The organism is Streptomyces sp. NPDC030838 (assembly GCF_055572035.1).
This window is the reverse complement of sequence record NZ_JBVIED010000016.1, coordinates 132422-144436: the sequence shown is the minus strand read 5'-3', so window position 1 is coordinate 144436 and position 12015 is coordinate 132422. Positions and strand designations below refer to the sequence as shown.

General features: G+C 73.3%; 6 protein-coding genes. 4 read left to right on the top strand and 2 right to left on the bottom strand.

Annotated elements, in window-relative coordinates; genetic code table 11:
- Positions 1-92: 92 nt before the first annotated feature.
- Positions 93-272 carry a DUF6104 family protein gene (locus ACZ42A_RS32725; RefSeq protein WP_003992906.1) on the bottom strand — a complete coding sequence of 60 codons (180 nt, stop codon included), beginning with the start codon at positions 270-272 and terminating at the stop codon, positions 93-95.
- Between the two features lie 148 nt (positions 273-420).
- Between ACZ42A_RS32725 and ACZ42A_RS32720 the strand changes: the two genes are divergently transcribed.
- Genes ACZ42A_RS32720 through ACZ42A_RS32705 form a run of 4 tightly spaced genes read left to right on the top strand, consistent with a single transcriptional unit; the run spans position 421 to position 8043 of the window.
- Complete coding sequence (locus tag ACZ42A_RS32720) at positions 421-891, top strand: CU044_2847 family protein (RefSeq protein WP_468530931.1); 471 nt, start codon at positions 421-423, stop codon at positions 889-891.
- On the top strand, positions 888-2900 hold the full coding sequence (locus ACZ42A_RS32715; RefSeq protein ID WP_468530930.1) for a VMAP-C domain-containing protein: 2013 nt from the start codon (positions 888-890) through the stop codon (positions 2898-2900). Before ACZ42A_RS32720 ends, ACZ42A_RS32715 begins: the two co-directional genes overlap by 4 nt.
- The gene (locus ACZ42A_RS32710) at positions 2897-3943 is read left to right on the top strand and encodes an AAA family ATPase (protein WP_468530929.1); all 1047 of its coding nucleotides are present in this window, start codon (positions 2897-2899) and stop codon (positions 3941-3943) included. The genes ACZ42A_RS32715 and ACZ42A_RS32710 overlap by 4 nt, the downstream gene beginning before the upstream one ends.
- Positions 3940-8043 (top strand): SAV_2336 N-terminal domain-related protein, encoded by a 4104-nt coding sequence (locus tag ACZ42A_RS32705; protein ID WP_468530928.1) that lies wholly within the window; start codon positions 3940-3942, stop codon positions 8041-8043. The genes ACZ42A_RS32710 and ACZ42A_RS32705 overlap by 4 nt, the downstream gene beginning before the upstream one ends.
- A gap of 66 nt (positions 8044-8109) precedes the next feature.
- Here the strand turns inward: ACZ42A_RS32705 and ACZ42A_RS32700 are convergent, their stop codons facing one another.
- Positions 8110-11928, bottom strand: a complete 3819-nt coding sequence (locus ACZ42A_RS32700) for a multifunctional oxoglutarate decarboxylase/oxoglutarate dehydrogenase thiamine pyrophosphate-binding subunit/dihydrolipoyllysine-residue succinyltransferase subunit (RefSeq protein WP_468530927.1) — start codon at positions 11926-11928, stop codon at positions 8110-8112.
- Between the last annotated feature and the right edge of the window lie 87 nt (positions 11929-12015).

The window sequence follows — 12015 nt, the reverse complement described above, 5'->3', positions numbered from 1 at the left end:
CGCCCCGCTCACCGTCCGTACCGGAAATCCGTCCGTACCGGAATCCCGGCCGTACCCGGAATCCCGGCCGTACCGACGACCTGGTCGTCGTCCTACTCGTCGTCCTCGTCGTCCAGCCGCGCCAGCCACGTCGCCAGCCGCTCGACCGGCACCTCGAAGTCGGGGTTCAGATCGACGAACGTCCGCAGCTGCTCGGCGAGCCACTCGAAGGTGACCTCCTCCTCGCCGCGCCGCTTCTCCAGCTCTTCGATGCCTCGGTCGGTGAAGTACACGGGTGTTCTCCTGGGGCTGGGCCTGTGGCCTCGGGGTCTACCCCACCAGGTTATGCGCAGCGCGCGCGTGACCTGCCCTGGCCGGATCCGGACCCCCGTGCATGCCGGTGCGTGCACAATATGCGCACCTACAGTCACGGGGGACGCCATGGACCACCGCAGAATTCAGGAGATCGAGCTGCCCGGCGGCGGAACCGTCCTCGCGCGCGTGAGCGTTCTCGAACCGGACGAGGTGCCCGGCGCGCCCGACGAGTTCTCCTACGAGGACGTCGGCGCCCTGGACCACATGGCCGCCCGCATCGACCAGCTCAACGAGCTGGTCCGGGGCGTCGGCTCGGCCGTGCTCCAGGCGGCGCGTACCGTCCGGCCCGACGAGGTCAGCGCCACCTTCGGCGTCGAACTCGCCGTGAAGCCCGGCAAGGCCGTCGCCCTGCTCGCCGACGGAGAGGCCAAGGCGGCCCTGTCCATCACGCTCACCTGGCACGGCGACGGCGCCCGGTCGTCCGCCGACGGGACCGCCACGGCTGCCGACGCGTCCACCTCCACCGGAACCGCCACCGCAGGAACCGCCACCGCCACCGCCACCGCCGTCGGCAGGCAGGGCACGCCGACGGCATGACGGCCAGGCTCGACGCGCTGATCGTCCGTGCCACCGTACGGATAGGCCCGGAGGGCGAACCGGACACGCTGTGGGGCAGCGGTTTCTTCGTCGCGCCCGGCTGGGTGCTCACCTGCGCGCACGTCCTGCCGCCGGAGGCCCGCGGCCCGCGGCGCACGACCCTCCGCGTCCAGGGGCACGGCGGCCTGGACGCGCGGGCACGGACGGCGTACTGGCTCGGCGGCACCGATCCGGAACAGGACCTCGCACTGCTCCGGGTCACCGACGCGGTGGACCACGTCTGCGTGCGCCTCACCGACCGCTACGACCCCCCGCTCGCCGTCACCGCCCACGGCTGGCGCTCCCCTGGGGGCGCCGTACCCCAGCGGTGGAGCGGACAGACCGAGTGCAACGGCAAGGACGGCGCGCACGGTCTCACCCTCGCGCCGCTGGTGGAGATCCCGCACGGCGCCTCCGGCGGGCCGCTGCTCGACCGGGAACGCGGTGTGGTGGCGGGCGTCGTCAAGGCCCGGCGCAAGGACAAGGACGGCGGCCTGGCCGTCGCGATCACCGCCCTGCGCGGCTTCCGGCGCGCGATGCCGGTGGGCGACGAGTCCTCCCTCGGCGCCGACCCCTACGCCGCGCTGATCCGCGCCCACGACATCTGGCACCAGCGGGTACGCGGCGGCCAGGCCTGGGTGAAGGCGCAGCAGGAGCTGTACGGGTCGGGCGCCCGCCGGTGGACGCCCCGCGACAGCGCGGAGGCCGGCGCGCTGCTCGCCGCCCTGCCCCGGCCGGGCTCGCCGGCGGAGTTGCAGGCGCTGATCGAGCGGGTGCTGGGCGACGAGCCGCTGTGGGAGGACGAACGCGCCCCGCACGACTGGCGCGACGGCCAGGGGTGGCTCTACGAGCACGCGGAGGGCGCCGACGTCGTCTCGCTGCACTATCTGCGCGTGGTCGCCCACGCCTGCGCCGACCGCGCTCCGGAGGCGGCGGCCCGCCTGGAGCGATGGGTCGAGGAGCGGGCCGGGCAGCTCCCCGACCACCTGCGTGCCCTGCTGATGAGCGTGGCGGCCTCGGCCCCCGCGCCCTGGGCCCCGCCCACGGTGGCGACCGACGCCACGGGCAGCGGATTCGAGACAGGATCCGGCAGCGGCCACACCCCGGACGACGACGGCGCGGACGGCAGCGACGAGCACGGCCATGACGAGCACGACGAGGGCCCCGTCGTCGCCGTCGAGCTGGAGCCCGACCTCTTCCGCCCGCACGACCGCTTCCACTGGCGCATCTGGACCTGGACCGGCGCCCACGACACCGCGCGTGCCGTGGACCAGGACACCGACGGCGAAGGCGCCTCCCTCGCCGACCTGCCGTACGTCCTGAACGAGCCGCTGACCCGCACCTTCGGCCTGCTCGACACCGCGCGGCGGGCCCGGCTCGAACTCGCCGTGCCGGTCGAGCACTTCGGCGTGGACGTCCACCTGTGGCGGCCCGGCCCCGTCGTACGCAGCCTCAAACCGCACCCCGCCGAGCGGCCGTTCGGCGTGCACCGACAGGTCGTGCTGCGCTGCCTCAAACGCCGCGGTGAACCCACCGACGTCTGGCGCGAGCGCTGGCGCGGGGTCGCCGAGGGCACACCCAAGGCGCTGCCGGTGCCCTCGGAGGCCGTCGCCGCACAGACCCTCGCCGAGGCGCCGCCCGGCGCCGTGCCGGTGCTGTGCCGGCCGCCCGCCGAGAGCACCGGCCCCCTGACGCGGGCGATCAGCGCCGGATACGGCGTCATCCTGTGGAACCAGAAGGCCGAGCACACCCACGGCTGCGGGCCGGACTGCGAGCGGCTCCACGACAAGGCCGCCGAACTGCTCGCCTCCACCAGCAGCGCGACCGCCCTGCCGGAGCGGCTGCGCGCCCTGCGCGAGCGGGTCAGCCAGTCCCACGCGGACGCGTACTGGGCGGAGGACCTCGCGCTGCTTTACGACGACCCGCGACGCCCCATCCCGCTCTGCGACGACCTGCTGGAGTCCCCGTGACCGAGACCCCCGAGACGGACTGGCACATCTACCGGGGCACCGGTGAACCGCACGACGGGATCACCAGGCTGCCGCCCCCGCCGCCCTGGCGCGACTTCGACGGCGGTCCCGTGATCGACGCGGTGCCGCCGCTCGGCACCGAGTCGGTGCGCCGGCTGGGCGGGTACGGCGAACACGGCATCGCGTGGCGGCCGGAAGAGCTGGAGCTGATCAACGCCGCGCTCTATCTGCGCCGCCCGCTGCTGGTGACCGGCGACCCCGGCTCCGGCAAGTCCACGCTCGCCCACGCCATCGCCCACGAACTCGGCCTCGGCCGCGTCCTGCAGTGGCCGATCGTCAGCCGTACGACCCTGCGCGACGGCCTCTACACCTACGACGCCATCGCCCGGCTCCAGGACACGCAGATGGCCGAGCTGGGCGGCGAGACCCGCAAGGACATCGGCGCCTACCTGCGGCTCGGCCCGCTCGGCACCGCCCTGCTGCCGTACGACCGCCCCCGTGTCCTGCTCGTCGACGAACTCGACAAGAGCGACATCGACCTGCCCAACGACCTGCTGAACGCGCTGGAGGAGGGCGAGTTCCGCATCCCCGAACTCCAGCGCGTCGCCGACCGGCAGGAGGAGGTGCGGGTGCTCACCGACGACGACGAGCACGCCCCGGTGCGCGGCGGCCGGGTCCGCTGCCGCGCCTTCCCGGTCGTGGTGATGACCAGCAACGGCGAACGCGACTTCCCCGCCCCGCTGCTGCGCCGCTGTCTGCACCTGGACCTGCCCTCGCCGCGCGACGACGCGTGGGGCCGGGCCCGGCTCGGCGCCATGGTCGGCGCCCACTTCGGCGCCGCCGACGCGCGGCGCAACGACGACCTCGTCCGCTCCTTCCTCGGCTCGGCGCCGGGCGCGCTGCGCGCCGCCGACCAGCTCCTGAACGCCATCTACCTCACCCAGGAGGCCGCGCGGCAGGGCGGCGGCGACCGGGACCGCCTCGCCGACCTGCTGATGCGGCCCCTCGACCACGGCGAGCAGGGGAGCGGACGCCGCGCATGACCACACCGGACGGGCGGCTGGGGGAACTGGCCGAGCGACTGCGCGCGCTCGGCGCCGAGCCGTCCGCGCGTGAGCTCGCCGAGGCCCTGTGGCTCGCCCGCTACGTGGCCCCGGCGGCCGTACGCCCCGACCCGGCACCGGTCGCGCCGCCCACCGCCGACCGGCCCGCCACCGACCCGTCCGCCACGGACCCGGAGCCCGCCCCGCACGCACAGGACAGCGCACCCGTGTCCCACACCCCCGACGCACCGGACGCCCGCACCCTGCTGCACGCCGAGCGGCCTGGGCCGGCCGACCGGCCCGGGCCCGACGCGCCCGGCGACACCGCGGGCCCCGTCCGGGTCCGCGTGCCCATGGCCACCGCGCTGCCCCAGCCCCTGGATCTCCAGCGGGCCCTGCGCCCCCTCCAGCACTACCGCCCGCCCGTCCGCGCCGCCGCCGTCCACCTCGACGAACAGGCCACCGCCGAACAGGCCGCCGAGACCCGGCTGCTGCTGCCCGTACTGCGCGCCGCCGACCGCCGCGAGGCCCGGCTGCGGCTGCTCATGGACGTGTCGACCTCCACCGGGGTGTGGGACACGGCGCTGGAGGAGCTGCGCCAGATCTGCGCGGGCCTCGGCGCGTTCCGGGAAGTGGCGGTGCACTACGTCCGCGAGGACGCCGACGGGCACCTGGTGGCCACCACCGCACGCGACGGCGGCCGGTCGGTGCGCGCCGCCGAGCAGCTGCGCGATCCGACCGGGCGGCAGCTGACCCTCGTGCTCAGCGACTGCGCCGGACCCCTGTGGCGGTCGGGCCGGATGCAGCGGCTCCTGCACCACTGGGGCCAGGCGGCGCCCGTCGCCGTCGTACAGCCGTTGCCCCAGCGCATGTGGCGGCGCACCCACCTGCCCGCCCTGCCCGGCACCCTCCGGCGCCGCGAAGGACTCGGCGCCCGGCTGGAGTTCACCCCGCTGGACGGCGAACTGCCGCCGGGCGCGCTGCCCGTGCCCGTGCTGGCGCCCACCCGCACCGCGCTCGGCACCTGGGCCCGGCTGCTGGCCGGCAGCACCGGGCTGGCGCTGCCCGCGCCCGCGTCCTGGGTGCACGCCGACCACCCCGCCGCCCCGCCCCGCGCGGCGCGCCCCACCCCCGACGCCGACGCCCTGGTCCGCGCCTTCCGCCGCACCGCCTCCCGCCAGGCCGTCCAGCTGGCCGTCACCTTCTCCGCCGTCCCCCTCCTGCTCCCGGTGATGCAGCTCGTCCAGCGCGCCATGCAACCCGAGTCCGGCCCGACCGTGCTGGCCGAGGTGCTGCTGAGCGGGCTCCTGGAGCGCGGCGCGCAGGACGGGTGGTACGAGTTCCGGCCCGGCGTACGGGAGGAACTGCTGCGCCTGCTGCCGCCCGGCGACGCCCTCCTGGTGCTCAAACACAGCGGCGACTACGTCGACCGCCACTTCGGGCGCCGGGCCCGCAACTTCCCGGCCCTGGCGCTGAACCGGCTGACCGGGCGGCCGACCGCCCTGCCGGAGGGCGAGGCCGGCGACACCGTGCCCGAGGCGTTCGCCGAGGTGTCCGCGCTGGTGCTGGACCGGTTCGCGGCATCCGCCCCGCAGCCACGCCGGGAACGCCTCGACATCGTGTACGTCGAGGAGGACCAGGAGTGGGCGACATGGGCGGCGGCGGTCCTGGCCGCGGCGGGCCAGGAGGTGTCGCTGCGCCAGGTGCTCGGCGGCCCCCCGGCACTGCCGGACGTGGTCGCGCAGCGGCTCGCCGACCGCCCCGGACTGCGCGTGGCCCTGCTGATCGGGCGCTGGCACACCGGTCACGCGGAGAGCGGTCGGCTGCGCGCCCTCGTCGAACGGCACGCGGACCGGCTGTTCCCGTTCATGGTGACGCCGACGGGGTGGGCGGCCGGGCTCGACTCCGTCACCCGGCTGTGGGACACGACCGCGGCCGACGCAGGGCGGCGGCTGCTGGCCCGGTTCGGCATCGAGACCCAGGCCGGTTCGACGGGGCACTTCCCGGGTCCGCAACTGCGCCTGCGGCACGGCGTGCCCAGCGTCGATCCCGGCACGGTGGTACCCGACGACGCGCTGCGCAGGGTGCGCGAGAGCCTGGCGCCGGAGCGCCTCGACGCGGCGTGCGTGGTGACCGGACCGTCTTCCGAGGACAAGGCGGCCCTCGCGGCGGAGTACGTGCGCCGCCACGGGGCCGAGTACGACATCGTCTGGTGGATCGGCGACGCCGGACCCGAGCACCGCCGCGAGGAACTGGCGCGGCTCGGCGTCGAGTTCGGCCTGCCCGCGAGGGGCGGCCTGGACAGCCGCCTGGCCGAACTGTCCCAGGTCCTGCGCGACACGGCCGTCAAGTGGCTGCTGGTCTTCGCCGACTGGGACGACGCCGAGGCCGGGGTCTACCTCCCGGAAGGCGGCCACATACTGATCACCTCGGTGCGGGAGCGGTGGCCGGGGACGTTCGACGTCGTACGGCTGGACACACCGGCCCCGGAGGGCGAGGAGTCCGTCCACCGGGCCCTGCTCCGGGTGCGGGCCGCGGACGGCACCACCCGCACCGGCTTCTTCCTGACCCCGGATGTCGTGCTGACCTCGGCACGCGTGGCGGGGCAGGACGGGGTCACCGCGACGACGGCGGACGGCGAGACGTACGCCCTGCTCCCGAAGCGCGTGGTCGGTCGGCTGGCGCTGTTCGACGTGCCGGGAGACACGGAGTATCCCTGTGTGTGGCTCACCGACCGGCCCGACACCCGTCCCGAGGACGTCACCGTGTACACGGCCCCGGAGCGTCCGCGACTCCCGGCGACCATCACGCCGTCCCGTACGGCAGGGCAGCCGGGGCTGCTCGCTCTGCCGCTCCAGGGTGCTCGGCTGCGTCCCGAGAGCATCGGCGCTCCGGTGCTGAGCCTGCGCGACGGCTCCGTCATCGGCGTCGTCACGGCACCGGACGAGGCGGTGCGCATCGAGGCGCTGCGGTCCCTGTGCGAGGAGGACGACGAGGGCCCGGAGCTGTGGCACGGCATCATGCGCGCGCACGACGGCCTCGCCCGGATGTCGTCGTACGACCCGAGACCTCCGTCGCCCCAGCGGCTGGACCTGTACGCCCGGCTGGCCCGGCTGGAGCCCCCGTGGGAGCCGGGGATCGTGCAGCGGCTCATCGACCCGGACGGGAAGCTGCCGGACCCGCCCCACCCGCTGCGCAGCTGGCGCGACGGGGCCGGGCACCTGTACGCGCTGGAGTCGGAGGACGCCGTCGTGCGCTACGTCGGGCGGGTCCGGGACGATCTCGCTGCGCGGCGGGAGACGCAGGGTCACTTCGCGTTGCAGCAGTGGATCGACCGGGAGGTGGACGAGCTACCCGAGAAGGAGCGGCAGAGGGTGCTCGGCGGTGCCACCGGGTGCCACATCACTGTGAAGATCTCCCAGGGACCCGAGTGGAGCCTGAGTGCTGTCCAGGGCGGCAGACGCCTCCACGAGGCGACCGGCCGGATGCACGGCGCCGGGGACATCTCGCCGGTGCTGTTGGAGGACAGTCTGCGGACCGCGCTGGGGCAGGCCGACACCAGCAGGCGCCGGCCCACGGTGGAGTTCCGGCTGCCCGAGTGGCTGCTGTGGTCCGTCGCGGTCGATGACTGGACCCCGCACCTCCCGCTGCGCGCCGAGTGCAACGTGTTCATCCGCGGGCTCCAGAGGAGCAGGGCCGACGTGCGGCGCCTGGCCGCGCTGCGGCGCGGACCGCTGACCGCGCTCAGACCGCACGCCGACCGAGGGACGGCCCCCTTTGAAGCCGACTTCCAGGCGTTGCTGGACACCCCAGCGAACGCCGTCCCGCTCCTGTGTCGGCACAGCGGCCACCCGCGCCCGACCACCGTGCCCGACCGGGCGCGCGCCCTCGGCTATCCGCTGATCCTGTGGAGCCGCGCGGAGCAGCACCGCGACTGTGTGGCCGCCTATGACGAGGTGGAGAGCGAACTCGTCAGGTCGGGCAGCGTTCCCGAACTGCTCGCCCGCCTGCGGGGCCTGCGGATCCGCCCGGTCTTCGGCAGCCGACTGCGCGACTCGATGAAGCACCTCACCGTCTACTACGACCCCCCGACCGCATGACGAAGGGCCCGGCCCCCGAAGGGGACCGGGCCCTCACACCGAACCGGTGTTGTCAGTGGCTCGGGCTCACGCCTCGAACACCTCACGCACCAGCTGCTCCTGCTCGGCCTGGTGCCGCTTCGCGGAACCGACGGCCGGGGACGAGGAGTGCGGACGCGAGATGCGGCGCAGGCGCTCGCCGTGCGGGACGTCGGCGCCGACCGCCAGGTCCAGGTGGTCGATCAGGTTGAGCGCGATGAACGGCCACGCACCCTGGTTCGCCGGCTCCTCCTGGGCCCACAGGTACTTCTCGGCGTTCGGGTACTTCTTGATCTCCGCCTGGAGCTCGGCACCCGGCAGCGGGTACAGCCGCTCGATACGGATGATCGCGGTGTCCGTCACGCCGCGCTTGACCCGCTCGGCTTCCAGGTCGTAGTAGACCTTGCCCGCGCAGAAGACGACCTTCTTCACGGCCGCCGGGTCCACCGAGCCGTCGCCGATGACCGGGCGGAACTGGCCCGTGGTGAACTCCTCCGCCTTCGACGCGGCGGCCTTGAGGCGCAGCATCGACTTCGGCGTGAAGACGACCAGCGGCTTGTGGTGCGGGTTGTGCACCTGCCACCGCAGGAGGTGGAAGTAGTTCGACGGCGAGGTCGGCATGGCGACCGTCATGTTGTTCTGCGCGCACAGCTGGAGGAACCGCTCCGGGCGGGCGGACGAGTGGTCCGGGCCCTGGCCCTCGTAGCCGTGCGGGAGGAGCAGGACGACGCCGGACGTCTGGGCCCACTTCTGCTCGGCCGACGAGATGAACTCGTCCACGACCGTCTGGGCGCCGTTGACGAAGTCGCCGAACTGGGCCTCCCACAGCACGAGCGCGTCGGGGCGGGCCAGCGAGTAGCCGTACTCGAAGCCCATCGCCGCGTACTCGGACAGCAGGGAGTTGTAGACGTTCAGCCGCGCCTGGTCCTCGGAGAGGTACTGCAGCGGCGTGTACTCCTCGCCCGTCTCGCGGTCGATGATGACCGCGTGGCGCTGGCCGAAGGTGCCGCGCTGGGAGTCCTGGCCCGCCAGGCGGACCGGCACGCCCTCCAGGAGCAGCGAGCCGAACGCGAGGGTCTCGCCCATGCCCCAGTCGATGGTGCCGTCCTCGACCATCGTCGCCCGGCGCTGCAGCTGCGGCAGCAGACGCGGGTGGACGGTGATGTGGTCGGGGATGTTGACCTGCGACTCGGCGATCCGCTTGACGACCTCGGAGGTGACCGCGGTGCCGACGGCGACCGGGAACTCGGCCTGCGCGTCGGGGACGGCCACCGCCGCCGGCTGCGAGGTGGCCTCGCGGACCTCGGTGAAGACCTTCTCCAGCTGGCCCTGGTAGTCCTGGAGCGCCTGCTCGGCCTCTTCCAGGGTGATGTCGCCGCGACCGATCAGGGACTCGGTGTAGAGCTTGCGCACCGAGCGCTTCTTGTCGATCAGGTCGTACATCAGCGGCTGGGTGAAGGCCGGGTTGTCCGACTCGTTGTGACCGCGGCGGCGGTAGCAGATGAGGTCGATCACCACGTCCTTGTTGAACGCCTGGCGGAACTCGAAGGCCAGACGCGCGACGCGGACCACGGCCTCCGGGTCGTCGCCGTTCACGTGGAAGATCGGGGCCTCGATCATGCGGGCCACGTCCGTGGCGTACATCGACGAGCGAGACGACTCGGGCGCGGCCGTGAAGCCGACCTGGTTGTTGATGACGATGTGGACCGTGCCGCCGGTGCGGTAGCCGCGCAGCTGCGACATGTTCAGGGTCTCGGCCACCACGCCCTGGCCCGCGAAGGCCGCGTCGCCGTGGATCGCCACCGGCAGGACGGTGAAGTCCGTGCCGCCCTTGTTGATGATGTCCTGCTTGGCGCGGGCGACGCCCTCCAGGACGGGGTCCACCGCCTCCAGGTGCGACGGGTTCGCGACCAGGGAGACCTTGATCTGCTCGCCGTCCAGGCCCGTGAAGGTGCCCTCGGCGCCCAGGTGGTACTTCACGTCGCCGGAGCCGTGCATCGACTTCGGGTCGAGGTTGCCCTCGAACTCGCGGAAGATCTGGGCGTACGACTTGCCGACGATGTTGGCGAGGACGTTCAGGCGGCCGCGGTGGGCCATGCCGATGACGACCTCGTCCAGGCGGGACTCGGCGGCCGAGTCCAGCACCGCGTCCAGCAGCGGGATGACGGACTCGCCGCCCTCCAGGGAGAAGCGCTTCTGGCCGACGTACTTCGTCTGCAGGAAGGTCTCGAAGGCCTCAGCCGCGTTCAGCCGGCGCAGGATGCGCAGCTGCTCCTCGCGCTCCGGCTTGGCGTGCGGGCGCTCCACGCGGTCCTGGATCCACTTGCGCTGCTTGGGGTCCTGGATGTGCATGAACTCGATGCCGGTGGTGCGGCAGTACGAGTCGCGGAGCACGCCGAGGATGTCGCGGAGCTTCATCATCGACTTGCCGGCGAAGCCGCCGACGGCGAACTCGCGCTCCAGGTCCCACAGCGTCAGCCCGTGCTCGACGATGTCGAGGTCCGGGTGCTTGCGCTGGCGGTACTCCAGCGGGTCGGTGTCGGCCATGACGTGGCCGCGGACCCGGTAGGAGTGGATCAGCTCGAAGACGCGGGCGGCCTTGGTGACGTCGTCGTCGTGCGAGGCGTCGATGTCCTTGAGCCAGCGGACCGGCTCGTAGGGGATGCGCAGCGCCTCGAAGATCTCGTCGTAGAAGTTGTTCTCGCCGAGCAGGAGGTTCGCGACCTGGCGCAGGAACTCGCCGGACGCGGCGCCCTGGATGACCCGGTGGTCGTAGGTCGACGTGAGCGTCATGACCTTCGAGATGCCGAGCTTGTTCAGGGTGTCCTGGGAGGTGCCCTGGAACTCCGCCGGGTAGTCCATGGAGCCGACGCCCATGATCACCGACTGGCCGGGCATCAGGCGCGGCACGGAGTGGACGGTGCCGAGGCCGCCGGGGTTGGTCAGGGAGACCGTGACCCCGGTGAAGTCGTCCATCGTCAGCTTGCCGTCACGGGCGCGGCGGACGATGTCCTCGTAGGCCTGCCAGAACTCGAAGAAGTTCAGCGTCTCGGCCTTCTTGATCGCCGCGACGACCAGCTGCCGGTCGCCGTTCGGCTTGACCAGGTCGATGGCGAGGCCGAGGTTGACGTGCGGGGGCTTGATGAGGGTCGGCTTGCCGTCCTTCTCCCCGTACGACCAGTTCATCGACGGCATGGCCTTGATGGCCTGCACCATCGCGAAGCCGATGAGGTGGGTGAAGGAGATCTTCCCGCCCCGGGCCCGCTTCAGGTGGTTGTTGATGACGATGCGGTTGTCGAAGAGCAGCTTCACCGGCACCGCGCGGACCGAGGTGGCGGTCGGCAGCTCCAGCGAGGCGTTCATGTTCTTCGCGACCGCGGCGGCCGGGCCGCGCAGCGTGACCAGCTCGGGGCCCGCGGGGGCCTCGGTGGCCGGAGCGGCCTTCGGCTGGGCGGCGGCGGGCTTCGCCGGGGCCGGAGCCGGAGCGGCGGCCTTGGCGGCCGGAGCGGCCGGGGCCGGAGCGGCGGCGGGCTTCGGGGCCGCCGGGGCCGGGGCCGGGGCCTGAGCGGCCGGGGCGGCGGGAGCGGCCGGAACCGCGGGCGCGGCCGGCGTCTGAGCCGTGGTGGTGGTCTCCGCGGCCCCCGCGGCCGCGGTACCCGCCGGAGCCGAGGCGTTGGCCGCCCCCGGCTTGTAATCGGCGAAGAAGTCCCACCAGGCGCGGTCTACCGAATTCGGGTCCTGGAGGTACTGCTGATAGATCTCGTCGACGAGCCACTCGTTGGCACCGAACGCGGCAGCGGGGTTCTTGCCCGCTTGGTCGGCGTCGGTGGAGATGCTCGATGCGTTACTGGGGGACTGTGGCGACACGGCGGCAACCGCCCTCTTCCGCTTCACAAGGTGATGGACAGCGGGAATAAAGGCTACGCCTCCCTGACCGTGAAGGTCAGGCCCGGC